Origin of the sequence: Pseudomonas fluorescens, from assembly GCF_019212185.1 — a bacterium.
Lineage (GTDB): Bacteria > Pseudomonadota > Gammaproteobacteria > Pseudomonadales > Pseudomonadaceae > Aquipseudomonas.
The window spans coordinates 673,232-698,570 of record NZ_CP078138.1 but is presented as its reverse complement, the minus strand read 5'-3'; the positions used below and the strand labels follow the sequence as shown (position 1 = coordinate 698,570).

Genomic DNA, 25,339 nt, shown 5'->3' with positions numbered 1-25,339 from the left:
GGTCGCCCCATGCCCACCGATATTTCCACCGACGTCCTGATTGTCGGCGCCGGAGTTGCCGGGCTCTGGCTCAATGCACGCCTGCGTCGCCAGGGTTTTTCGACGGTACTGGTGGAAAGTGCCAGCCTCGGTGGCGGGCAGAGTGTCAAATCCCAGGGCATCATCCATGGTGGCGCCAAGTACGCATTGCATGGCGCGCTGACGGGCGCCTCGGAGGCGATTGCCGACATGCCGCGGCGCTGGCGTGAAGCACTGGCGGGCGATGGCGAACTGGACCTGTCCGGTGTGCGCCTGCTCTCCGACGCCCATTACTTGTGGTCACCCGGCACCCTGGCCGGCAACCTCACCAGCTTCTTTGCCAGTAAGGCGGTGCGCGGACGCGTCGATCAGGTCAAGGGCGAGCAATTGCCACCCGCCCTGCAAGACAAACGCTTCAAGGGCAAGGTCTATCGCCTGGCCGAGTTGGTGGTCGACATACCCAGTCTGATCGAGCGTCTGGCGCAACTGGCCGGAGACGGCCTGCTGGCCGCGCAGCAGATCCAGCCCTTGATGGAAAACGGTAACCTGGTGGGCCTGCGGGTCGACGAGCGAGAAATCCGCGCACAACGCATCGTCCTCAGTGCCGGTGCCGGCACTGCCGAACTGCTCGCCGCGTTGGGCTTGAGCCAGCCGGCGATGCAGTTGCGTCCGCTGCACATGGTCCTGGTCAAAGGGCCGAGCCTCAAGCCGTTGTACGCCCACTGCCTGGGTGGCGGCCCGAAACCACGGATAACTGTCACTACACATCCAGCGGCCAACGGGGACTGGGTTTGGTATGTCGGCGGCGACATCGCTGAAGCCGAAGGTGTGGCTCGCGAGCCAGCCGAGCAGATTGCCACCGCGCAAAAAGAACTGGCGCAGCTGCTGCCATGGATTGATCTCAGCCAGGCCCAGTGGGCCACCTTGCGAGTTGACCGTGCAGAACCCCAGCAATCGGGCCTGATCCGTCCCGACAACGCCTTCCTCGCCGAGCAAGACCGCCTGCTGGTGGGCTGGCCGACCAAGCTGGCGCTGGCCCCCGACTTCGCCGACCGGGTGATCGCCGCACTGCAACGCGACGGTATCCAGCCCGGCCCTGCGAGCGCCCTGCCGGCCCTGCCAAAACCGCCGTTGGCCGTACCGGCCTGGGAGCAACTGCTGCCATGAGCCAGGCAACCCTGCACGATCTGCATCGCCCGCTGGGCAGCACCGGCCTGCGGGTTTCGCCCCTGGGCCTGGGCACGGTCAAGCTCGGCCGCGACCAAGGGGTCAAGTACCCCAACGGCTTTCAGATTCCCGACGATGATGAAGCGCGCATGCTGCTCAAGCTGACCCGGGACCTGGGCATCAACCTGATCGACACCGCACCGGCCTATGGGCGCAGCGAAGAACGCCTCGGGCCGCTGCTTCGCGGCCAGCGTCAGGACTGGGTGATTGTCAGCAAGGTCGGCGAGGAATTTGCCGATGGCCTGTCCCGCCACGATTTCACGGCGGCACACACGCGGTTCTCCATCGAGCGCAGCCTGCAACGTCTGGAAACGGATTTTATCGACCTGGTGCTGGTGCACTCGGACGGCAACGACTTGGCGATTCTCAACGACAGCGAGGTCTACCAGACCCTTGCCGCACTCAAGGCCGAAGGCAAGATTCGCGGCTTCGGTTTTTCCGGGAAGACCCTCGAAGGCGGCCTCAAGGCCCTGGAGCAAGGCGACTGCGCCATGGTCACTTACAATCTCAATGAGCAGGCCGAGCGCCCCGTGATCGACTACGCTGCTGCCCACGGCAAGGCGATCCTGGTGAAAAAGGCCTTGGCCAGTGGTCACGTATGCCTGAGTCCGGGGGTCGATCCGGTGCGCGCCAGTTTCGAGTTGTTGTTCGCCCAACCCGGGGTTGCCAGTGCTATTGTCGGCACCATTAATCCGCTGCACCTCGCCCACAATGTGGCGACCGTTGCTCAAGTCCTAGCCAGTCGTTGAACCGCCGTCGAGGCGGCCGCCCCCGACGCAAGAAGGAGCCGACATGCCGCGAACGCTGATCCGCAAGAACCCCAGCAACTTCAAGACCCTGCCCCTGTACGTCGAAGCGACTCCCGAAGGTTTGAGCTATCAAAGCGTCGGGATGCCGCTGAACTTCGCGCAAACCCTGCAACGCCGGCGGCCGGTGAATGTGGCCGATGCCGAGCGTTTTGCTCTGGAGCTGGCCAACCTGGGCGTCTCGGTGCGCCTGACCCTGCGCTGGCAACATCGCGACTATTGGGTACTGGTTCGCCAACGCCGCCAGGATCGCGGTGACGTGGTGCTCAAGTTGATTTCAGGTTACGTTCCGGCCCACGAACTGAACCTGCCGCTGCACACCGCCATTCAGGAGATCGCCGAAGAGTGCCTGCTGGAAACCCCGGAGGGCTGGCTCGGCGGGCGCTTCAATGACACCTGGCTGCCAGCACCCTACGCCTCTGCGCTGCATTACCGCGAAGCCATGCCGTTTCGCCTGAGCCCGGAGTCCGGCGCCGCGCGCCCGGTGCGTTGCGCCAACCTGCAGTTGATCGAGCGGCCACGGGCCTATGTGCACCTGCCCACCGCCTCATTGCAGTTGATTTACGATTTGCGCCTCGACGTGCCCAAGGAAGCCAAGTCCTTGAGCCTGTTCCACGTCGATGAACGCCTGGAAGGTGATCAACTGGTCGCTCGTCTCGACCGCAAGCGCCCGGACCTGTACCTGATGCCGCTCAAGGACGGGCAACCGCTACCCGAGCTCTACACCCTGAAAAAAGACCAGTTGCATCCGGCGAGCACCCGCGGCCTGTATCTGGCGGAAAGCTTCGCCCAACAGGAGGGTTGGCTGGTCAGGGATGAACGGATTCGCTGGAAGGACTGGCTCAAGCAGCAGGGGCTGGTCGCCCCGAGCAAGGATTCGAAACTGCGCCAATTGACCGGCAAGGCGCGGCAGATACTGCGCAAGATGGTGCCGAAAAAAGCCAATCGCTGAAGGCTCAAGCGCACTGCAGGCAAGCCTGCAGTGCGGCAATGGATGGCGTTACTCGGTCTTGCGGATCTTCTCGACGATCGCGGTGGTCGAGCTGTTTTCTACCAGTCCCAGCACCTTCACCGTCCCGCCGTAGGCCTTGACGATGTCGGCACCCACGACCTGATCGATCCCGTAGTCGCCACCCTTGACCAACACGTCCGGCTTGACCTGGGACAGCAGGTTTTCCGGCGTTCCTTCCGGGAAGCTGATCACCCAATCCACAGCGCCCAGGCCCGCCAGCACGGCCATGCGGCGATCGACGCTATTGATCGGCCGACCCGGCCCTTTCAAACGACTTACCGAGGCATCATCGTTGATCGCGACGATCAAGCGGTCGCCTTGGGCGCGCGCTTGCTCCAGGTAGGTCACGTGACCGGCGTGGAGGATGTCGAAGCAGCCGTTGGTGAACACAATCGATTCGTTGTGCGCACGCGCATCCTCGACCGCCTGCAGCAACTGCTCAATCCCCAACACGCCGCGTTCGGAGCCCTCTTCGCGCTGGATCGCACGACGCAGTTCCGGAGCGCTGATGGACGCGGTACCCAACTTGCCCACCACAATGCTCGCCGCCAGGTTGGCCAGGGCCACCGCATGCGGCAGTTCCTCGCCGGCAGCAATGGCTGCGGCCAGGGTCGAAATCACCGTATCGCCGGCACCGGTCACGTCGAACACTTCACGAGCCCGTGCCGGTAAGTGCAGCGGCGGATGCTCCGGGCGCAGCAGGGTCATGCCGTGCTCGCCACGGGTCACCAGCAGGGCGCCGAGCTCCAGATCGTGCATCAGCTTCGCGCCCTTGCTCACCAGGTCGTGCTCATCGACACAACCGCCGACGATGGCTTCGAACTCGCTGAGATTCGGGGTAATCAGACTGGCACCACGGTAGATCGAGAAGTCCTTGCCCTTGGGGTCCGCCAATACCGGAATACCCTTGGTACGGGCGGCCTCGATCAGCGCCTGATGGTTCTTCAGTGCACCCTTGCCGTAATCGGACAGCACCAGCACCTTGATGCCTTCGAGCAGGCTGTCGACTTCAGCAGCAAGGGCGAGGGCGTCGGTGGCGAAGGGCTGTTCGAAATCGATACGCAGCAATTGCTGGTGACGACTCATGACCCGCAGCTTGACGATGGTCGGCTGGTGCGCGATGCGCTGGAACAGGGCACGAACGCCAGCCCCCTTGAGACTGTTGGCCAGGCTGTCGGCGGCCTCGTCATCACCAGTCACACCGACCAGCGAGGCTGGCGCACCGAGCGCTGCAATGTTCAAGGCAACGTTGGCGGCACCGCCCGGGCGGTCTTCGATTTGATCGACCTTGACCACCGGCACGGGTGCCTCAGGAGAAATCCGTGAGGTACCACCATGCCAGTAACGGTCGAGCATGACATCGCCGACCACCAAGACAGGGGCCTGATCGAATCGCGGCATGGACAACTTCATGGTGCAACCCACATACAAAATGAACAGGGGCGCGATATTAACACAGGGTGAACGCCGGCTAGTTCGCCGGGTTCATCCGCGCTAATACACGCTGTTGATTTGGTTAATTCTTGAGCAAAACTGCCAGATGACGGAAGTTTTGAGGCATGCATCGCAGCCTGATAAATCATTCGCCGGGCACTTTGCGTGTCCGGCGAACAACCCGTCCAGGAACGGATCAGGCGATGCCCGCCGAGGTCGGCTCATCCAGGCCCATGGCGTGCAGGCGGGAATAGTACCCACCTTGAGCCAACAGTTGGGCGTGGGTGCCGCGCTCGACAATCTCACCGTGATCCATGACCAGGATCAAGTCGGCCTTTTCGATGGTCGACAGGCGATGGGCGATTACCAGGGTGGTACGGCCCTTCATGACTTTATCCAGCGCCGCTTGAATGTGGCGTTCGGACTCGGTGTCGAGGGCCGAGGTCGCTTCGTCGAGAATCAGCAGCGGGGCATTTTTCAGCAGCGCGCGGGCAATTGCCAGACGCTGGCGCTGTCCGCCGGAGAGCAGAACGCCGTTCTCCCCGACCTCTGTGTCCAACCCTTGCGGCAACTCGGAAATGAAGTCCATCGCATAGGCATCTTCTGCCGCTTTCTCGATGTCTTCACGCGGCGCACCCGCGAGGTCGCCATAGGCGATGTTGTTGGCAACCGTATCGTTGAACAGCGTCACGTGCTGAGTGACCTGGGACACATGCTTGCGCAAGTTACGCAGGCGATAGTCTTCGATCTCGATTTCATCGAGCAGAATCTTGCCACTTTCATGGTGGTAGAAGCGTGGAATCAGGCTGGCCAGCGTCGACTTGCCACTGCCGGAGCGCCCCACCAACGCGATCATCTGCCCAGGCGTCGCGGTGAAGCTGATGTTTTTCAACACCTCGCGATCAGTGCCGGGGTAGGTGAAGCTCAGGTTGTGCACGTCCAGGCGGCCGCTGATGCGCTCGCGTTCGACCGTGCCGTTATCGACTTCCGGCTCGACATCCAACTGTTCGAAAATACTCTCGGCACCCGCCACACCTTTTTGGATGGTCGAGCTGACTTCCGACAGTTGGCGGATAGGCTTGGGCAACAAGCCTGCGGCCGTGATGTAGGCCACCAGATCACCGGCCGTAGCATCACCGCGCAAGAACAGCACCAGGAACATCAACGAGGCCATGGCGGTGTAAATCACCAACTGCAGCGCCGGGGTGTAGATGGCACTGGTGCGGGTCATGCGCAGTTGCTTGTCGGTATTGCTCTGGCTGGCGCGGGCGAAACGCTTCTGCTCATAGGTCTCGCCGCCGAAGCTGCGCACCACGCGATAACCCTGGATGGTTTCCGATGCGACGTGCGTCACATCGCCCATCGCCACCTGGATGCGCTTGCTTTGCTTGCGGAATTTCTTACTGGTGTTGCCGACCATGAACGAAATCAGCGGCAGAATTGCCAGCATCACCAGCGTCAGCTTCCAGTTCATCCACAGCAGGTAGGCAAACAGGAAAATAACGGTCAGGCCTTCGCGTATCACCACTTTGATCGCATCGGTGGCTGCGCCGGTGACCATGGTTACGTTGAAGGTAATCCGCGAAATCAGATGCCCGGAGTTGTGGGTATCGAAATAGCGATTGGGCAGTACCAGCAGCTTGTTAAACAACTCGACTCGCAGGTCGTGCACCAATCCCAGCGAAACCTTGGCCAGGTAGTAGTTACTCAGGAACGAGCCCAGGCCCTGCCACGCCGCAATCAGGATGATCAGCAGGGGCACGGCGACCAGTAACTTCAAATCCCGCAGGACCGGTATATGGGGGAACAGCACCGCGTCCGGGTTGCTCAAACCGTCGACGAAGTACTTGAGGATCCCGGCCAGCATGGGCTGGGTGGAGGCAAATATCACGAAGCCCAGGATACTCAACAGGAAAATGCCCACGTAGGGTTTTACGTACCCCAGCAGCCGAAAATAGATTTTCAGGCTCGAATCCTGTTCCGCTTTGGGCGGTGCTGCACTCATCGTAGAGCTCACTTCTTAGGTAGAACGCGGAATTTTATCACAGCCTTGGAATTTGGCCTGTGTCCAAACCAACACGGTGGCCAGTCCCACAGGCAGCCAACTGATGAACCATTCGGCGCGCGGCGTGCCGCTGATGCTTGCCGCATCGAACTGCATGGCCAGGAACGAAAACATCCAGATCCCCAGGATGCCACGGCCATACAACGTATCACGGGCGCGCCAGGCTTCGCGCAGCACGGCGAACCAGAGCACGCACCACAACAGCAAACCTGGCAAGCCGAGTTCGATGGCGATATGGGTAAACAGGTTGTGTGCATGATCGAACTGTATGCCCTCGGCAAACACCGTATAACCAGAGCCCATGCCCAGGCCGGTCCAAGGGCGCTGGGCAATCATGTCCAGACTGGACCTCAGGATTTCGGGCCGGAAAGAGGTGCCGCGAGCCAATACCAGCGGCTCCAGCAACCAGAACGCCAGCATCGCCAGCAACAACGCGCCCAGCGCGATGAGCCGACTGTGCCGATCGCGGCACCAGACAGGCATGGTCACGAACGTCAGCAACAAGGCCAGCGCGGCGCCACGGCTTTGCGAGAGCACGACAAAACCGCTGAGAAATGCCAGCGCCACCAGCCACAGCAGTTGCTTGCCGCGGGTTGGCGGAATCCAGTGCGCCAGCCATACCGCGGCCAAGCCAAGTACGTAGCCGCCGAGGATCGGATGCGCCAACTGTCCGAGGCCGACCAGGCGCGCCATCCAGTGATTGCCGTCTACCCCGTAGAACTCGATGGCCGCCAGCAACGCGGTCACTGCCAGCCCAAGCCCGCCCCATTGCATGATGCGGATCACCCGTTCAGGGCGGGCATTGGCCAAAATCGGGAAGAACAACAGAAAGACGATGATATACAGGGCGCGCTTGGCGCCGCGCGAGGGGTCGGGATCCTGGGTCCAGAGCAGCGTAATCATCGCCCAGACACCCAAACCCATGACCGCCAGGCATACCAGTCGCTGGCCACGCCAGAGCTCAACAAAACGCTGTCGTGCAGGCCAGGCCAGTAACAGAGTCGGCAACCAGAGAAACGCCACCAGGCCTTGCTGATAAATCTTGTTGGTCGGAGCAAATGCAATGGCGAGCAAAAACCATAACAGTCCTGTCGTCATCCAAACCTGCGCCCAGCGCGTTTCCTGCATCTAACCGCTCCCGCTGAAAAATCCGACTGCCATCACGGCATGGTTAAAACAACAACTTTTCGGCATCATTGATCGCATGCACGCCCCATTTTTCTACAAGGCTCCCTACATGCAATGCTTCCGGCTTTCCCATGCCGCGTTAAATCAGATGGTTGAAGGCGCCAGAGTACTTGAAGCCGACAGCTTCGGCCCGAAAGTCTTCCTGCTGCCGGACGGTAACATTCTCAAGCTGTTTCGCCGCAAGCGCCTGCTGTCTTCGGCACTATTTCGCCCGTATTCCAAACGCTTCATCGATAACGCCCTGCAGCTGGAAAAACGCGGTATCCCGACCCTTCAGGCCCTCAAGTTTCATCGACTGGAAACGCCCGGAATGACGGCGGTGCTGTACCGTCCCCTGCCCGGCGAGACCCTGCGCCAGATTGCCAACAAAGAAGGTTTCGACTGGCAACAGGCATTGCCTGCGTTGAGCAAATTCATTCGTGAGCTGCACACCGCCGGGGTCTACTTCCGCTCCCTGCACCTGGGCAACATCGTGGTAACGCCCGATAACCAATACGGTCTGATTGATGTCGCCGACATGCGCTTCACTCGCGGGCCGCTGCCCCCTCATCTAGTCAAGCGCAACCTGCAACACTTCGCGCGATATATTGAGCGGGAAAAGCTGAACGACAGCTTTCCAATGCAAGCATTGGCGAAATCCCTATTGGCGGCCTGACAATAATTCACGGGCAGCCTGACTAAATTCCAGCCAGGCGCTTTGCGCCGAAAGTACCGCGGACTGGGCCATCGCGATCTGCCCGGGTGCGACACTTAACGCCTTGATCAACGCCGCACTCCAGGCACGTTCATCTTGCGCGGGAACGTACCATCCGGCGTCCGCCAGTTGCTCGCGGAACACCGCAAGATCCGTGGTCAGCACCGGAACGCCCGCCAGCACGGCCTCTTGCAGGATCAGCCCCAACCCTTCTTCAAGCGAGGGGATCGCCACCCAGTCGAACGCCGGGTAAAGAGTGGCGACATCATCCAGATGACCCGGCAGCGTGATGGCGTCGCCCAGCTCAAGCTGATCGATGCGAGCTTGCAGCGCGGGTCGCGCACGCCCCTCGCCGACAATCACCAAGCGCAGTTGCGGCTGCTGTTGTCGGGCGGTGGCAAAGGCTTCGATCAGACAACCAAAGCCCTTGTTGTCGACCAGGCGCCCCACCGCCCCCACTACCGGCGCTCCGGCTGGCAACGCAAGGCGGCTTCTTGCCTGTTCGCGTGTCAACAGTCGCGAACGGAAATCCACCGGATCAAGCGCGCCGCGCACTGCCACCACAGGCATCCGCAGATCGCGGTGCAGCGAATCAGCCAGGGTTTGCGAAACGGCGGCGAGGGTCAGTCGGGAGGGATCAAATTGTCCGAGCAGCGTAAGATCGGCCGGGCGAATGCGGGTTTCCCCATGGAACATCACCACGGCACGCAGGTGCGGGATTTTTCCCAAAGCGGGCAACAGCGCCCGCGCCGTGCCCAGGCCGTCGAGCAAGACCACCTGCACATCACTGCCTTTGAGGGCCTGGTAGAAGCGGGCCTGCATGCTCGGCACCAGAAATTTCCACAGGTGCTTACCCTTGAGCCGGCTGGAAGACAGGCGCCACTCACGGGTCTCGCCGAAGGCGGCGGCACAACCTTGCGCATCGCCGCACAGCAGCCAGGTATTGATCGCGGTGGACGGCTCCACCTGGTCAAGCAACTGCCGATGAACCTTGTGGATGGAGGCAAAGGCAGAGCCGCCGGACCACATGACATTGAGGATACTCATTGAGCGAGACGCCCTTGTACACATCGGCTTTCGGCACTGCTGAACCTCAACAGTGCCAGATCCTTGCCAGTTATAGTTGCCAATACGTTCAAATGCCTTGAACGCTTGGTCAAATGCCGAATTTCAAGCGCAACCGCTCAATCAGACTCAGGTCTGCACGCGGCCGCAACGGCGGCTTGAGCTCTTCGACGATGCGCTCGCCGACACGGGCAAAACTGAAGTGGTTTACGGCCAGATCCCGACCATTGCGGGCGATGCTTGCCGCCAATTCGGGATTAGCGCGCAATTGCGCCAGTTTTTCCTGCAATTGCGCAATGTCGCGATAGAACACGATGTTGTGCATGTCCTGCAGCCCCAGCGCGCGACTCTCCGCCTCGCCCTGATCGAAGGCAAACAACACGCAGCCGCAGGCCATGGCTTCGAAGTTCTTGATCATGAATTCGCCCATGCCGACGTCGGCACTGACGAAAAAACGGATGCGGTTGAGGGTATCGCGGTATTCGTCACCCGACTTGGTACGGGTCACCACCAATGGTTCAACACTCGCCAGTTCGTCGAGCAACGCCTTGCGCCCACTGTAGGCGACGCTGTTGGTGCTGCCGACAAAGGCCAGTTCGATATCGCGCTCACGCCCCTGATCCTGCAACAGGGCCTGGTCGTAGCCCTTGGGCACGAACACCGCGTCGAAACCCTCTTCACGCAAGCGCTCGGCAACCACAAAACCCGAACTGATCACTCGCGCCCACGGCAGCCGGCGATAGTGCGCGCTGAACTTGCCGGTGTACTTGCACGGGATGTAGTTCTGATAGGCGTCGTGCTCGAGGATCACCAGATTGGGGAGGGTGCGAATGAAACTGGCTTGGCGAATCTCCTGCTTGAAGCGCAGGAAAAAAATGATCCGGTCATAGCGCGATACATCGACTTCACGACGGAAATAGCCGCGCAGGTTGCGCTGCTCGTCACTGCTGAGCCAGCGCAGGTCACAGTCGCAATGCGCGGCCACGCCCTCATACAGACGGTCGAGGATCGCCCGCTGTTCTTTCTGCACCAGAAATAAAACCTTCATCGTGTTCCTTGCGAGGCCCGGCAGCCCCAAAAAAGTGCAGAGATTAACCCAGAGTAGCGGCAGAAATATTTCACGAAATACATGTTTACAAACGCCAGAACAACTCATGACGGCGCACGGCCTTGCGGAAGAATTCATTCTCCCCATAAGGCGAACCGCGCCGCCCTGCCAACCAGCGTTGCAAGCACCGACGCAGACGCCGCTTGAACGGCGCGCGGGGCTGCAGGTCATGCATCATGCCCAAGGCCATGGCCTTGTCGATTTGCTGCTGCGGTGACAATGCCAGACAGTACGGCTGCAACACTTGCGCCGGATCAAAGACCGGCGGCAAGGCAATGCCAGCCCCGGAATCGCCCATTGGCCAGCGATCATTGTCATGCAAGTGATTAGCGTAGCCGAGCAATGTCGTGGGCTGCCATTCGAGACCCTTCAACGCCTCCAGCACCGCTTGCTGGGCGCAGATGTGGTCGGGGTGCGGATCAAGCGAAGGGTGCGGCAGGACGATCACCTGCGGTCGCGCCTTGAGCAGCACTTCACGCAGGTCGGCCAGCAGGTTGTTCCAGGTCGGCCGACCATCCTGATCGCCCGGCAAGGCGAACGGATTGAGCTGACGGAACCCGCGGATGTCATCGAGCCCGGCTTCGCGCGAAGGCATTGGCTGGTTCGGCGCAGCTTGCATGGCGGGCAACTGCAGGCAGAAATAGCCCAACTGCACGCAGTGTGCCGCCGGCACCCCGGCCCAGCGCGGCACGGCAATGCTGTCCCAGGCACGCAAACGCCCCTTGAGTCGCGAGGCCTCGACGCTGCTCAAGCCCATCTGCTGATAGTGCTCGGCTTCGATTTCACCGGCGGTCAGGGTGACAATCCAGGTTTCATCGGCCTGGCTGTACAGCCCGTACGCCGCCAGCTCGGCATCATCGGCGTGCGGCGCGATCACCATCACCCGCTGGCGCCGGTAGTCCGGCTGTTCGACTGACCACAGCAAAGGTTCGCCGTGCACCTGGCAATGACGTCCGCGCACGCGCAACTGACCCGCCGAAAGCGCCTGCGCCTGACCGCTGAGGTTGAGGTAGCGCAAACCGTTGACGCCACGCTCGAAGACTTGTCGATCCGGGTTATCACCGCCCAACAGCTCGACTGCCGGATCGAGAAAGCGCCCCAACCAGCCGCTTTTCACCCGCAACGCGAGGATCAGCGTGGTGTCGTCGGCCAGCATCACACCGTCGTCAAGCAGCAAACGCTCACCGTCGAGGCGGATCTTCGGCTGCGGCGTGTAAGGCGGAAAACTGCACTGGTAATCGTCGCGCGGGGAGTAGAACAGGTGGTCGGCGAACCAGGCCTCGTGGGCCACCCAAGCCAAGACTGCCACTATCAGCGGCAGCCACCATGCCACCAGCACGCCCAGGCTGATCAACAGCGCGAGGGCGATCAGCAGGCCGATTCGTTTATTGCGGCGATGCCGCTTGAGCAATTGCTGTTTGCGACTCATGGGCGCACTCATACGGTGAAGACCGGCACAGGATTGCACCAACGGTCCTTGTACTCACGATCGGCGCGGCCAAACGAGAAGCGCAGTGGCTTGTCGAGCGCCCGCGCCTGCTCCCAGGCACTTTGCGTGTTGAGGAAACTCAGCACGCTGCCAGGACTGAACTCGCGGGTTTCAGGATCGACGCCGCCGTTGATGTATTCAACGCTGATCCACTGCGGCGCCTCGACCCGGTACACCAGTTGGATCGCGATCGGCGCGTCGTTAAGGAAGATCACCGAGCCGATCAACAGTTCGCGCAGCAACTCCAGCACTTCGCCCATGCGCGCCGCACCAGTGGCCGGGAAGCCCCAGCGACGCTGGAACAGATCGCAGTAGATCGCTGCCAGTTCCTGACTGCTGAAGTCGCTGACCGGACGCACCACACCACCCGCCTCTTCCAGCAAACGCAGTTCGCGGCGCTGGTTATAGCGAAACTTCTTTGACAGCTCTTCCGGGGTGCGCGCCATGGCCAACTGCTCGGCTTGCAGCTTGAGGCCGACCAGGCGCCCTTCGTTGAGCGCCGAGAGATAACGTGCGCGGTGGCGCAATGGAGCCTGGGCATCAGCAGCGGCTGGCAGGATCAGTTCGGCGTTGCCGAGGTCGAACAAGCCTTTCTTGCCGTGGCGCTTGAGCACGTCCTTGGACAGGGCCAGGTCGCGGCCCCAGGTCGGAATAGCTGCCTTCAGCTCTCCCGACCGTTCCCAGGCCAGGTAGCGCACCGGGATGCCGGCCAGTTGGGCCAGGCGTTCGACCACCAGTGGGTGAGTGGCCACGCTGCCGCCCCATCGCTGCCAGGCATCGGCATAGGTCGACGCGTCGACAACGGACCAGCCGCGTTCGCGCCAGCCTTGGAATCGGTTGAGCATCAAGCCCTCGTCGTCAGATCAATGACCGCCGGCAAACGCCAGAATGCATCGCCTACCGCGCGATCGGAAAAGTGCTTGTGCAGGCGTTCAAGCATCAGCTCGGCGCACACCTGGCGCTGATGCTGATCCATGGCCGCCAGGTGTTGCAGGCCCTGGGCCAGGTGCTCGGCATCGCCCAGCGGAAAGAGAATGCCCACGCCTTCGACCACTTCCTTCGCCCCGCCACAGGCCGTGGCCAGCAGCGGCACACCCGCCGCCATGGCTTCGAGTAGCACCATGCCGAAAGGTTCATGATCGGAACTCAAGGCAAATACATCGAAGGCACGGAAGTAGCGACGGGCTTCGGGGACCTGGCCGAGGAACAGCACGCGATCACCGATACCCAGTTCGCGGGCCAGTTCCTTGAGGTCCTGCTCCAGGCGACCAGTGCCAAGGATCGCCAACTGACTGTTGGCAGGCAAACGTGGCAAGGCCTGGGCGAAACCGTGGAGCAGGGTCGCCTGGTCCTTGTCTGGGTGCAGGCGACCCACGTTACCAACCACCCAGGCATCCGGCGACAGACCCAAGGCGTCCCGCGCCTCGGCAAAGGACACCTGACTGGCTCGCAGCGCCTCGACATCGATGCGGTTGTAGAGGGTTTGAATGCGTGCCGCCGGCCACTTCGGCAGGCAGCGGCGCATGTCATCACGCACCGCATCGGAGACCCCGAGCAGGCTCAGGCGCTTGCGGAAAATCTGCGCGAACAGCTTGCGCGAGCGGCGCTGGTAGTCACCAAAGGCGTGATGCACGCCAATAACCGGCAACGCCGTACCGAGCAAGGCGATGTAGATCGGCTTGAAGCGGTGGGCGATACAGAAACTGAACTGGCGCGATTGGGCGATCTTGCGCAGATCGGCAATCGCCCCCAGCTTCAGGCCACGAATGGCCTTGGAGCTGTATTCCATGAACAGTACTTCATCAGACGCACAACCGGCGGCGACGTCGGTATCGGCAACCCCGGTGAGAAACACCGTGGTCACGCGATAGCCGGAGCCTGCGAACAGGCTGGCGTACTGTCGGGCGCAGTCCAGGAACGGCCCGTCATAGCCGTGGCAGAACTGCAGCACATGACGCTCAGCCGAGCGAGTCATAAGCGTCTGCGCCGTCTTTGACCACCAGAATGTCTTCCATGATCAAGTACTGTAGATCGGAACCGAAGAACATGTTCAGCGCGTCCGTCGGCGAGCAGATCATCGGTTCGCCACGACGGTTCAGCGAGGTGTTCAGCGACACGCCGTTACCCGTAAGCACTTCCAGGGCTTTCATCATGTCGTAGTAGCGCGGGTTGTATTCGCGCTTGAGCACCTGGGCACGGGACGTACCGTCTTCGTGGACCACTTCCGGAACACGGGTCTTCCACTCTTCAGCCACTTCGAAGGTGAAGGTCATGAACGGCGCCGGGTGATCGATCTTGATCATCTGTGGCGCTACGGTGTCGAGCATCGACGGGCAGAAAGGCCTCCAGCGCTCGCGGAACTTGATCTGGTGGTTGATCCGATCAGCCACGCCGGCCACGCTCGGGCAACCGATGATCGAGCGACCACCCAGTGCACGGGGACCGAACTCCATGCGTCCCTGGAACCAGGCCACCGGGTTGCCATCGACCATGATTTTGGCGATCTGCTCCGGCATGTTGTCGAGCTTGCGCCACGTCGGCTTGTTCTCGTGACGGGCGCACGCGGCGATCACGTCTTCGTTGCTGTACGACGGGCCGAGGTAGACGTGTTCCATCTTCTCGACCGGCACGCCACGGGCGTTGGACACATAGGCAGCGGCGCCAACAGCAGTACCGGCGTCGCCGGATGCCGGCTGGACGAACAGTTCCTTGACGTCATCGCGGGCGATGATTTTCTGGTTCAGCTTGACGTTCAACGCACAGCCACCGGCATACGCCAGCTTGCCGGTTTCCTTGAGCACGTCGCCCAGGTAGTGGTCGATCATCTGCAGCGCAATCTTTTCGAACAGCGCTTGAATGCTGGCGGCGTAGTGGATGTAAGGCTCGTCGGCGATATCGCCTTCACGCTTTGGACCCAGCCACTCGATCAGCTTCGGCGAGAAGTAGTAACCCTTGCCCTTCTCTTTGTAGCGGCGCAGGCCGATGACGTTGGCATAGTCGGTGTTGATCACCAACTCGCCATTTTCGAACGAAGCCAGGCGCGAGAAATCGTATTTGCTGGCATCGCCATACGGCGCCATGCCCATGACCTTGAACTCACCGTCGAGCATGTCGAAACCGAGGAACTCGGTGATCGCGCCGTATAGGCCGCCGAGGGAGTCCGGATCGAAGAATTCCTTGATCTTGTGGATCTTGCCGTTTTCGCCGTAGCCGAAGAAGGTCGTGGCGTACTCGCCCTTGCCGTCGATACCGAGGATCGCGGTCTTCTCTTTGAAACCGGAGCAGTGGTAGGCGCTGGAAGCGTGGGCCAGGTGGTGTTCGACTGGCTCGATCTTGATCTTCTTCGGATCAAAACCCAGTTGTTCCAGGCACCAGACGATCTTGTTGCGGTAGCGCTTGTAGCGACGGTTGCCCATCAGGATCGCATCGAGGGCGCGATCCGGGGCATACCAGTAACGCTTGGCGTACTGCCAGCGGGCTTTGCCGAAGATACTGATCGGAGCGAACGGGATCGCGACCACGTCAACGTCGGACGGCTTGATACCGGCCTGTTCCAGGCAGAACTTCGCCGACTCGTAAGGCATGCGGTTCTTTGCATGTTTATCGCGTACGAAGCGCTCTTCTTCAGCAGCCGCGACCAGCTTGCCGTCGATGTACAGCGCTGCGGAAGGATCATGGCTAAGGGCGCCGGACAGGCCAAGAATCGTCAATGCCACAGGGGTCTAGCCTCTTTAGTCTGCATGCAGGCGCCGGGGCGCCTGGAAATTGTGTGTCTCCGCACCAGGGCGAGAAACAGCTAAAGGGCGAGATTATAGCGTAAAGATGACGAGAATGACCCAGCGGTTGTTTGGCGCAGCCCTACAACCGCGGCAAGCGCTGATCGATCACTCGGTACAGCGCCGAATCCTCGGCCCAGTTGCGCATGAACCGCGCCCGATCCCGTGCGTAGGCGGGCGCAAAGCTGCCTTGGGTCCGATGCTGGCACATCGAGTCGAGGTCGATCAGCGACCAGCGATCCTGATCCCAGAACAGGTTGTGGCCCTTAAAGTCGCCATGGCTGATGCGCTCGGCGATCAGTTCGGCGAACAGTCGGTCCAGCGCCTGCAGTTCGGCTTCCGGCGCGTCGCCCCGCTCAACGTAGGGCGCGAAGCGCTCGATGATGTCCGGCCCCGGCAGGTATTCGGTGATCAGGTAGGCGCGGCTGCGCAGCCAGAAAAAACGCTTTTCCAGCAATGCCAGCGGCTTGGGCGTAGCGATACCGAGGAAGGTCAGGCGATTGCCTTCGCGCCACGAATGCCAGGCGCGACTCGGGCGCCAGAAGCGCTTGAGCCAATGGGCGAAGCCCTTGATGTTGTAGCGCTTGACCACCAGCGTGCGCCCCGCCACCTCGACCTTGCCAACACTCGCCGCACCACCGGTTTTGTACAGATGACCTTGGTCCAGCAGGGCATCGGCCTGTTCCAGCACGGGTAGCATGGCCGCCTGCTCTTCGCGACGAATCGCCCGCAGGACAAAGGCGGTGCGCTGCACGCTGAACAGCGAGCACTCGCGGCCGACTTTGATTAGAAAGTCTTTCAGGCGCCAACTGCGCACCTTATCCACCTGCTTTTGCAGGGCTTCCAGCGGCAGCGCATGCTCAGCGTTGCTCAGCAGGTAATACACCAGCAGCTCTTCAGTGAACGGCTCCAGCGACTTGGGCAACTGGGCAAAAAACACCCCGAGGTTTTCCAGGACCTTATCTCGCGACAACGGCTGGCCGGCGGTTTCGGCATGAATCCCGGCGCCGTCGATCAAATACAGTTTGCCGCCATGACGCAGCAGGTTGTCCAAGTGCAGGTCGGACTGCCACAGGCCCTTGCTGTGCATCTGCGCGACGGCGGTTAGCGCTTCGGCCAACACTGCGCTCTGCTCATCCGCCAGCACCGGCAGGGTCTCGACCTGCTTCCAGGCATCGCCCAGGCTTTGCGCACCTTCCAGCAGCTCGAACAGCAACCAGCCGCCCTCACCCTCTTTCAAGCCATCGGCGAGCAACAAGGGCGTGGTCAGGTTCTGCGCTGCGAGCAGGCGCACACCGTCCAGTTCACGCTGAAAGTGCCGCGCCGCCTTGCCACCGGCTAACAGTTTGGCCAGCACCGGACGACCGCGCCAAACGCCCGCGCCGACATAACGCTGACCGGGAAGCACCCGCAGCAGGCTGAGCAGTTGCAACTGAGCAGGACCCGCCGCATCAGCCAATTCCAGGCTCAACGGCAGAGACGGTGTGCGCCCGGCGTTTTTCAATTCAGACAAACGCATCAACGCGCTCCCTTGTGACTGCGCCGGGCCGACAGGCGCCCAAGCCAGGCATCCACCAGCGAACTGTCGGCGGGCTGATCCAGATAGGTCGCCAACAAGGTGCGCACGTTGTCGGCGCTCCACACGGGCGCACGGCGCAGCAACGGCTCGAGGTCCTTCACCCGGTCACGCTGGCCAAACAGCAGGGGCCGAGTTTTTTCCAGGTCGATCAGTTGCGCCCGATAGCGCTCGCCGTCGGCCTGCAGAAAAATGTGCTTGGGATAAAAGCAGCCGTGCACCTGACGCACCCCGTGCAACTGCCGGGCGAGCGCACCACAGGCCTGCAGGATCGCAGTCTGTTGCGCCGCACTGAGCTGCGGCCAATCTTGCAGCAGCGCATCGAGGTCGCTCCAGCCATCGAGAGCCCGCGTCAGCAGGATCGCCCGGACTTCGCCGGCCACTTTGCGTTCACCAAAAAACACCGCTTCCAGAGCAGGAATACCCAACTGCCGGTAACGGCTGATATTACGGAACTCACGGGCGAAGCTCGGTTCGCCGAACGGTCGATGCAGTGTCCGGGTGAGGTAGTTGCTCTGACGCTTGAGGTAGTAGCCGCGGCCATCAAGATCAAGGCGGAACACACTGCTCCAGCCACCGCCATCGGTATTGGGTTCGTCGACGGCTTCAAGCTGTCGCTCCCACAGGGCATCAAAGCTGTTCAGGCCATGACGTTCGAACAGTTCGCGATCCTGCGCTGCGAGGAAATCAGTCATCAGAGCGCATCCCCATAGCGCTGTTTGCGCTCGTACAGTTTGTTCGCCTTGCCTTCCAGCCAGGCCAGCAACGACGCTTCCTCGCGCAGGATCTGGCGTAGCGGCTGCATGAAGTAGCCCTTGAGAAAGCGCAGTTTGTCGCGTCGGGTCAGGCCGATGTCCAAGGCTGAAAAGTACAGCGCGGCCAAATCCTTGTTGCGCCAGCGCTTGGTAATCGCCGGACGGGTCTGAGCGCGGTGCAGGTCGATGACCGACAATTTGAAATCGTCCGCCGTCACCGGTTTGTCGGTGTGCAGCAGGAAGTGACAGATGTAGCAGTCACGATGGTTGACCCCGGCGCGATGCATCATGCCGGTCATGCGCGCCACTTCGTCGATCAACGCACGCTTGAGTCGGGGCTCCGGCGGCTGCATGCGCCAGTTGATGCTGAAATCTTCGAGGCTGACGGTGGGCGCCAATTCCTCGGTAATGATGAAGGAGTGCTGGTCAGCCGGATTGCGCCCTTTCTCGCCATAGGCGACCGCCGTCATGGTCGGTACGCCGGCCTGCTGCAAGCGCTGAATCGCCCGCCACTCCTGACCTGCGCCAAGCACAGGGAGTTTCGCCGTGAGCAGGTTCTTGAAGATCTCGCCCCAGCCGATACCGCGGTGAATTTTCACGAAGAAACCGTTGCCGGCCACCTCGGTGCGCAAGGTGCGGCGCGCTTCCAGCTCGCGGTAGACCTCGCCCTGCAGGCCTTCGACTTCGTGGAACGCATCGCGTCCAGCCCACAGGCTCTTGAAGGGCTCGGCCAGAATCAGCTTCATCAATGGTGCTCCGCCAGAATTACATCCGCCGCGTGCTGCGGCATGCTGTAAAGGTCGGCCGTGTCGGCGAATGCCAGGCCATTTCGGCTCCAGGCCGCACGTGCGGCGTCATCGCTCAACATGGTCGTCAGGTACTGCGTGAGTTGCGCCTGGTCGAACGGCTCGTCCAGCACCAGGCCGCTGTCGGCCTCGGCGATGTAATGCGCGTAGCCGCACACCGCACTCACCAGCACCGGCAGACCAGCGACCAGGGCCTCGAGCAGTACGGTGCCGGTGTTTTCGTTGTACGCCGGGTGGATCAACAGGTCGGCGCCCAACAGGAAACGCGGGATATCACTGCGCCCCTTGAGAAACTGCACGTTGTCGCCCAAGCCCAATGCGGCACTCTGCAATTGGAATACTTTGGGGTCGTCCTGGCCAATTACAAATAGCCGGGTGCGTTTGCGCAGCTCGGCAGGCAATGCGGCCAGGGCCTTGAGGCTGCGATCGACGCCCTTGGTCTTGAACCCGGAACCGATCTGCACCAGCAGCAAGTCATCATCGGCGAGGGCGAATTCACGACGGAAATCCGCGCGAATCTCGGCTGCGTTCGGCGGCGCCCGGCGATCTTGGGCAATGCCCGGCGGCAGCAAGTGGAAGCGTTCCAGGGGCGTGTCGTAATGCTTGATGAACAGCGGCTGCTGGACTTCGGAGATCATCAGCACTTCGGTTTTCGCGTCCTTGGCGAACACCGCCCGCTCGTACTCGGCGAAGTGGCGGTAGCGGCCCCAGCGCCGGTACAGCGAGTTGCGCAGGTTCTGCGCCTTGTCTTCGAAACAACCGTCGGCGGCGTAATACACATCCAGGCCGGGCATTTTGTTGAAGCCGATCAGGCGATCCACCGGACGCTTGGCCAGGTCGGCAGCCATCCAGGCGCTGAGTTTTTCGTTGCGCCGATGGTTGAAGATGGCCTTGACCGGCGCAACCAGCACTTCGAAACCGGGCGGGATGTCGCCTTCCCAAATCAGCGTGTAAACGCGAATCTGATGCCCGCGCTGCTGGCATTCGAGGGCAATGCGCATGAAGTCGCGCTGCAGGCCGCCAAACGGGAAATATTTGTACAGCACAAAAGCCAATTGCATCAACGCAGCTCCTCAGCCATTAACAACGTGCTCAGTCGGCTCGCGACACGCTCGGGGTTCAGGCGAGTGAAGCACAACGGCCACTCGCGCTTGAGATCGAACCGACGCTGGTCTTCAGCCGTCGGTTGGTAGGTACATTTTTTCTGCAGGCAGGGGGCGCAGGGGAAGTCGCTCCCCAGGTGCACCTGGCCGCGGCCATAGGCACCGGTCAGGCCGGGATTGGTCGGGCCGAACAGGGAGATGGTCGGCACGTCCAGCGCTGCAGCCAGGTGACCGAGACCGGTATCCACCGCGACACAGGCCTGGGCACTGGCCAGGACCTTGGCCACGCCGGCCAGGTTCAGTTTGGGCAGCACTTCGGCATTGCGCAGGCCTTGGGCGATCCGCTCGGCGCGGGCTTTCTCCGCCGGGTTGCCCCACGGCAATTTAACCGCCATGCCGAGGCGTCCCATGCGCTCGGCCAACTCCCGCCAGTACGCTTCCGGCCAGTGCTTGGTGTCCCAGGTGGTGCCATGCAGGAACAACACGTAGGGATTTTTGCGCGGCAGTTCGACCAGGCGCTCGACGTTCAGCCCGTAATCGCCCACCCCCTGTGGCAGGTCATAACCCAAGGCCACGGCAAACAACTGGCGCAGACGCTCCACGGCATGCTGTCCACGGGCCACGGCCAGGCGCCGCGAGTAAAAGTGCGCGGCCAGCGGCTCACGGGCCGAGTTTTTATCCAGCCCAGCCACCGGTGCGCGCACGTAGCGCGTCAGCCAGGCACTCTTGAGCAGGCCTTGGGCGTCGATCACCAGGTCGTAGCGACTGGCGCGCACACTTTGCTTGAAGCGCTTGAACTCGCCGCTCTTGATGGTCTGCCAGATATTCTTGCGCCAGCGGCGGATCGCCACCGGGATCACCTTGCCCACCGCCGGATGCCAGGTCGGGATCTCGGCGAAGCCTTCCTCGACTACCCAGTCGAACTGGATCCCCGGGATCGCCCGTGCAGCATCAGTCAGCGCCGGCAACGCATGAATCACGTCGCCCAGCGAAGAGGTCTTGATCAGCAATACCCGCAACTTATTGAACCTCGACCACGGCGCCCTGCAACCGCTGCAGGGCTTCGTTCACTGGTTGCGGCAGCAATTGACGCAGGCAGTTGTAATGACCGAAGCGGCAGGTGCGATCGAAGCACGGACTGCACTCGATACCCAGGCGCACGATCTCGACGTGTTCGGCCAGCGGCGGGGTGAAGCCCGGCGAGGTCGAGCCGTAGACCGCCACCAGCGGACGATTCAGCGCCGCCGCCACGTGCATCAAGCCGGAATCGTTGGAGACCACGGCGTCGGCGCAGGACAACAGATCGATGGCTTCTGCCAGCGAAGTGCCGCCACTGAGATTGACCGCTTCTTCGCGCAGGCCGGGTATCAGTCGCGAGCGAATGTCTTCACCCACCGCATGATCGTTTTTCGAGCCAAACAGCCAGACCTGCCAGCCATCACGGATTTTCGCCTCGGCGACCTTGGCATAGTGCTCGGACGGCCAGCGCTTGGCTTCACCGAACTCGGCGCCCGGGCACAGCGCCAGCACCGGGCGATCGAGGGTCAAACCGAATTTGGCCAGCGCGGCCTCGCGGGTCACCGGATCGATCTGCAGGCTTGGTCTCGGGTACGGCGTGGGCAACGCGACACCTGGTTCGTAGGCCAGTGCCATGAAGCGCTCGATCATCAGCGGGTAACGCGCCTTGTCGAGGGTGCGCACGTCGTTGAGCAGGCCATAGCGGAACTCGCCACGCCAGCCCGTGCGCTTGGGAATGCCGGCAAAAAACGGCACCAGCGCCGATTTCAATGAATTGGGCAGCAAGATCGCCTGATCGTACTCACCTGCCAGGGACTTGCCGATGCGCCGGCGCGTCGCCAGCTCAAGCGCGCCGTGGCCGAGCGGGAAGCTCAAGGCCTGGCGTACTTCGGGCATGCGCTCAAGAATCGGCCGACTCCACTCCGGGGCCAGGACGTCGATTTCGCACTGCGGATGACGCTGCTTCAGGCACTGGAACAGTGTCTGCGCCATCACCATGTCACCGACCCAACTGGGCCCAACGATCAGAATTTTCATGTGCCTTCCAAAAACGAACCGGGGAGGCCTTATGCCTCCCCGCCTCGAGAATCACTGTGGGGGCCAGCCTGCCACATTAGGTGTCGCATACCTGTGGGAGCCAGCCTGCTGGCGATGAGGCCGGCACCGTCAACATTGTCGGTGCCTGACATCGCGGGCGAGCCCGCTCCCACATTGCCCGCTACCACATTGGGTGATGCATTCGCTATCAGCTTAGCCCCAGTTCCTGCCAGATCCGCATCACCTGCCGGCGCTCCTGCACAAACTGATCGCCAGGAACCACCCCGGCCTCATTTTGCAAGGCCTGCCGATGGGCCGCCGCACGGTAGGCTTTATACACCTCGCGCAGCAGGCTGGCGTCTTCAACCGACATCAGCCCTTCGTGCTCCAGCTCCTCAGAAATGCGGATATTGTCAGTCCAGCGCAGCAATGGCGGATGGCTATGCGACCAAGCCAAAGCCGCGTATTGCACCATAAATTCAATATCGACGATACCACCGGCGTCCTGCTTGAGGTCGAACGGCGATGTCGCTTCAAAGGCATTGGCAGCCTTGCCGGCGGTCGTGCTCTTGGTCCCCAGATTGTCGCGCATCTTGGCGCGCATCTCGCTGACTTCCTGGCGCAGCTTGGGCAAATCCCGCTCCCGGGCAAGTACTTTGGCGCGGACTTTCTCGAATGCCTGGCCGACATCCTCGCTGCCCACCAGCACACGCGCACGGACCAGCGCCTGATGCTCCCAGGTCCAGGCCTCATTCTCCTGATATCGCTCGAACGCCCCCAGCGAACTGACCAGCAGGCCCGAAGCCCCCGAAGGCCGGAGGCGCATATCGACTTCGTACAACTGCCCGGAGTTGGTCTGGGTCGTCAGCAAATGGATAATCCGCTGCCCGAGGCGCGTGAAGAACTGCGCGCCGTCGATAGGCTTGGGCCCATCGGTTTCCGCCTGCGGGTCGCCGTCATGGATAAACACCAGGTCCAGGTCAGAGCCATGGCCAAACTCCAGCCCACCGACCTTGCCGTAACCGACAATGATAAACCCCGGATCGCACAAGGTGCCGTCTGGGCGCTGCGGTGAACCGTACTTGGCCGCCGTCTGGCGCCAGGCCAGGGCCAGCACTTGCTCGAGAATCGCTTCGGCAAGCCAGGTCAGGTAATCGCTGACCTTCATCAACGGCAGGCTGCCGGCAATTTCCGAAGCGGCCACGCGCAAGCGATGGGCCAGCTTGAAATGGCGCAGGGCTTCCATTTGCTGCTCGAGATCGTCCTCGGGAATCCGCGTCAGGCGCTCGCGCAGTTCAGCGGCCAATTCCGGCGCCAACGGCGGCTTGAACAGGCGCCCCTCGTTCAGCAACTCGTCGAGCAGCAGCGGAAAGCGGGTGATCTGCTCGGCAATCCACGGACTGGCTGCGCACAAGGTCAGCAAGCGGCGCAGCGCCCCGGGATTCTCCGTGAGCAGTACCAGGTAGGCCGAGCGCCGGGCCACGGCTTCGACCAGCGGCAACACGCGCTCCAGCACCAGGTCCGGATTGGCATGCTCGACCGCCTGGGCCAGCAGGCGCGGAATAAAAGCATCAAGCCGCTCGCGCCCGAGGCGCTGCATCGCCCGCAACTGCGGGCTGCCGCGCAACCCGGCCAAGGCTTTAAGGGCTTTCGGCGCATCGGCGAAGCCACCTTCCTGCAACTGCCGGCAGGCCGCCTCCTCGTTCTGCGCCTCTTCCCACAGTGGCAGCCACTCGCCACCCACGATCACCTCGCCTTCCTCGCCCTCCTCCTCGTCAGGATCGGCGATCACCTGGCGGAAATGCCAATCGACCCGGCCACGCCAATACATCAGTTGCTCATGGAACGACTGCCAGCCGGCAAAGCCCAGCATGAACGCGATACGCGCCTGATCCTGCTCGTTGCCCGGGAGCATTTGCGTCTGCCGATCGGCAATCGCCTGGATCGCATGCTCGGTGTAGCGCAGGAATTCGTAGCCTTCACGCAACTCGCTGATCACCGCCGGCGGCAGATAGCCCTGCCCCTCCAGCGTGCCAAGCACCTTTAATAGAGGCCGTTGCTGCAGGCTCAAGTCGCGACCGCCGTGAATCAACTGGAAGGCCTGGGCAATAAACTCGACTTCGCGAATACCGCCGGCACCCAGCTTGATGTTGTCGGCCATGCCCTTGCGCCGCACTTCCTGCTGAATCAGCTGCTTCATGGTGCGCAGTGCTTCGATTGCCGAGAAGTCCAGGTAGCGCCGATAAACAAAAGGACGCAGCAACTCCAGCAATTGCGCGCCCTTGACCTGATCGCCGGCCACCACCCGCGCCTTGATCATCGCGTAGCGTTCCCAGTCACGCCCCTGATCCTGATAGTACTGCTCCAGCGCATTGAAGCTGAGCACCAGCGCCCCGGAGGAACCGTAAGGGCGCAGGCGCATGTCAACGCGGAACACAAATCCGTCGACAGTCATCGGGTCCAACGCCTTGATCAGGCGCTGGCCCAGCCGGATAAAGAACTCCTGGTTATCCAACGCCCGCTTCACCCCAACGGTCTCACCGCCCTCGGGGTAGGCAAAGATCAGGTCGATGTCGGACGACAGATTGAGCTCCACCGCGCCGAGTTTGCCCATGCCGAGGATGACCATCTGCTGCGGCTCGCCACTGCGCGAGCCGGTCGGCGTACCAAACTGCTGGCAATGGCGCTGGTACAACCATTGATAAGCCTGATCGATAGACGCATCGGCCATGTCCGAGAGATCGCGACAGGTCTGCACCAGGTCGGCCTGGCGCGTCAGGTCGCGCCAGACGATCCGCACCTGGTGCCGATTGCGCTGGCGACGCAACGCGCGGGCCAGTTCGTCCTCGGTGGTCGCGGCCTGCACCGCCGTGGCGATTTGCGTGCACAACTCACCGGGGGCATAACTGCGGTCGAGTTCGCCGGACTGCACCAGACCCAGCAACATCAAAGGGTCACGCACGCTCTGTTCAATGACGAAGTCGCTGGCGGCGGTGACCCGGGCGAATTCGGACCAACGCTCAGGTGTCCAGTTGGACAGGCCATGGTCGTCGTCGAGGGCCGCGACCGCGGCGCGGAACGATTGCTCGGCGCGACTGACCAATGGCAGGAGAATGGCAGGCAGTGGGGCAAGCGAAGGAAGGCTCATGGTCTATCCTTGAT

General features: G+C 61.8%; 20 protein-coding genes. 4 read left to right on the top strand and 16 right to left on the bottom strand.

Annotated features, from left to right (window positions below):
* Positions 1-9 precede the first annotated feature (9 nt).
* From KW062_RS02995 to KW062_RS02985, 3 genes are read left to right on the top strand one after another with little or no spacing between them, the layout of a single operon-like run.
* On the top strand, positions 10-1,185 hold the full coding sequence (locus KW062_RS02995) for an NAD(P)/FAD-dependent oxidoreductase (protein ID WP_027617497.1): 1,176 nt from the start codon (positions 10-12) through the stop codon (positions 1,183-1,185).
* On the top strand, positions 1,182-1,994 hold the full coding sequence (locus KW062_RS02990) for an aldo/keto reductase (RefSeq protein ID WP_105754014.1): 813 nt from the start codon (positions 1,182-1,184) through the stop codon (positions 1,992-1,994). The genes KW062_RS02995 and KW062_RS02990 overlap by 4 nt, the downstream gene beginning before the upstream one ends.
* Before the next feature lie 43 nt (positions 1,995-2,037).
* Entirely contained in the window at positions 2,038-3,003 is a 966-nt protein-coding gene (locus KW062_RS02985; RefSeq protein WP_027617495.1) for a hypothetical protein, read from the top strand.
* Between the two features lie 48 nt (positions 3,004-3,051).
* Here the strand turns inward: KW062_RS02985 and hldE are convergent, their stop codons facing one another.
* The 3 genes from hldE to KW062_RS02970 all read right to left on the bottom strand — a co-directional run bounded on the left by hldE (position 3,052) and on the right by KW062_RS02970 (position 7,690).
* Positions 3,052-4,476, bottom strand: coding sequence for a bifunctional D-glycero-beta-D-manno-heptose-7-phosphate kinase/D-glycero-beta-D-manno-heptose 1-phosphate adenylyltransferase HldE (gene hldE, locus KW062_RS02980; protein WP_105754015.1), 1,425 nt, complete (start codon positions 4,474-4,476; stop codon positions 3,052-3,054).
* A gap of 217 nt (positions 4,477-4,693) precedes the next feature.
* Positions 4,694-6,502: a lipid A export permease/ATP-binding protein MsbA gene (gene msbA / locus KW062_RS02975; RefSeq protein ID WP_027617493.1), complete on the bottom strand. Its 1,809-nt coding sequence runs from the start codon at positions 6,500-6,502 to the stop codon at positions 4,694-4,696.
* A 15-nt stretch (positions 6,503-6,517) separates the two neighbouring features.
* Entirely contained in the window at positions 6,518-7,690 is a 1,173-nt protein-coding gene (locus tag KW062_RS02970) for an O-antigen ligase family protein (protein ID WP_027617492.1), read from the bottom strand.
* Between the two features lie 109 nt (positions 7,691-7,799).
* On the opposite strand from KW062_RS02970, the gene KW062_RS02965 reads away from it, so the two are divergent.
* On the top strand, positions 7,800-8,405 hold the full coding sequence (locus KW062_RS02965; protein ID WP_033866049.1) for a toluene tolerance protein: 606 nt from the start codon (positions 7,800-7,802) through the stop codon (positions 8,403-8,405).
* On the opposite strand, the gene KW062_RS02960 is transcribed toward KW062_RS02965, so the two are convergent.
* The 13 genes from KW062_RS02960 to glnE all read right to left on the bottom strand — a co-directional run bounded on the left by KW062_RS02960 (position 8,391) and on the right by glnE (position 25,325).
* Positions 8,391-9,491 carry a glycosyltransferase gene (locus KW062_RS02960; RefSeq protein WP_105754016.1) on the bottom strand — a complete coding sequence of 367 codons (1,101 nt, stop codon included), beginning with the start codon at positions 9,489-9,491 and terminating at the stop codon, positions 8,391-8,393. The genes KW062_RS02965 and KW062_RS02960 overlap by 15 nt on opposite strands.
* Positions 9,492-9,600: 109 nt before the next feature.
* A complete protein-coding gene (locus tag KW062_RS02955; protein ID WP_027617489.1) occupies positions 9,601-10,557 on the bottom strand; it encodes a glycosyltransferase family protein in 957 nt (318 codons plus the stop codon).
* Positions 10,558-10,642: 85 nt separating this feature from the next.
* A complete protein-coding gene (locus KW062_RS02950; protein WP_105754017.1) occupies positions 10,643-12,046 on the bottom strand; it encodes a PIG-L deacetylase family protein in 1,404 nt (467 codons plus the stop codon).
* 8 nt (positions 12,047-12,054) lie between these two features.
* Positions 12,055-12,951, bottom strand: coding sequence for an antimicrobial resistance protein Mig-14 (locus tag KW062_RS02945; protein WP_105754018.1), 897 nt, complete (start codon positions 12,949-12,951; stop codon positions 12,055-12,057).
* The gene (locus KW062_RS02940) at positions 12,951-14,081 is read right to left on the bottom strand and encodes a glycosyltransferase (RefSeq protein ID WP_027617486.1); all 1,131 of its coding nucleotides are present in this window, start codon (positions 14,079-14,081) and stop codon (positions 12,951-12,953) included. The genes KW062_RS02945 and KW062_RS02940 overlap by 1 nt, the downstream gene beginning before the upstream one ends.
* On the bottom strand, positions 14,065-15,822 hold the full coding sequence (locus KW062_RS02935) for a carbamoyltransferase family protein (RefSeq protein ID WP_027617485.1): 1,758 nt from the start codon (positions 15,820-15,822) through the stop codon (positions 14,065-14,067). The genes KW062_RS02940 and KW062_RS02935 overlap by 17 nt, the downstream gene beginning before the upstream one ends.
* A gap of 142 nt (positions 15,823-15,964) precedes the next feature.
* Complete coding sequence (locus KW062_RS02930) at positions 15,965-17,401, bottom strand: lipopolysaccharide kinase InaA family protein (protein WP_105754019.1); 1,437 nt, start codon at positions 17,399-17,401, stop codon at positions 15,965-15,967.
* On the bottom strand, positions 17,401-18,153 hold the full coding sequence (locus tag KW062_RS02925; RefSeq protein ID WP_027617483.1) for a lipopolysaccharide kinase InaA family protein: 753 nt from the start codon (positions 18,151-18,153) through the stop codon (positions 17,401-17,403). The genes KW062_RS02930 and KW062_RS02925 overlap by 1 nt, the downstream gene beginning before the upstream one ends.
* Positions 18,153-18,959, bottom strand: coding sequence for a lipopolysaccharide core heptose(I) kinase RfaP (gene rfaP / locus KW062_RS02920; RefSeq protein WP_105754020.1), 807 nt, complete (start codon positions 18,957-18,959; stop codon positions 18,153-18,155). Before rfaP ends, KW062_RS02925 begins: the two co-directional genes overlap by 1 nt.
* On the bottom strand, positions 18,959-20,080 hold the full coding sequence (locus KW062_RS02915; RefSeq protein ID WP_027617481.1) for a glycosyltransferase family 4 protein: 1,122 nt from the start codon (positions 20,078-20,080) through the stop codon (positions 18,959-18,961). The genes rfaP and KW062_RS02915 overlap by 1 nt, the downstream gene beginning before the upstream one ends.
* Positions 20,080-21,141 (bottom strand): lipopolysaccharide heptosyltransferase I, encoded by a 1,062-nt coding sequence (waaC, locus tag KW062_RS02910; RefSeq protein ID WP_027617480.1) that lies wholly within the window; start codon positions 21,139-21,141, stop codon positions 20,080-20,082. Before waaC ends, KW062_RS02915 begins: the two co-directional genes overlap by 1 nt.
* Before the next feature lies 1 nt (position 21,142).
* The gene (waaF, locus tag KW062_RS02905; protein WP_105754021.1) at positions 21,143-22,177 is read right to left on the bottom strand and encodes a lipopolysaccharide heptosyltransferase II; all 1,035 of its coding nucleotides are present in this window, start codon (positions 22,175-22,177) and stop codon (positions 21,143-21,145) included.
* Between the two features lie 208 nt (positions 22,178-22,385).
* Positions 22,386-25,325, bottom strand: a complete 2,940-nt coding sequence (glnE, locus tag KW062_RS02900) for a bifunctional [glutamate--ammonia ligase]-adenylyl-L-tyrosine phosphorylase/[glutamate--ammonia-ligase] adenylyltransferase (protein WP_105754022.1) — start codon at positions 25,323-25,325, stop codon at positions 22,386-22,388.
* Positions 25,326-25,339 lie beyond the last annotated feature (14 nt).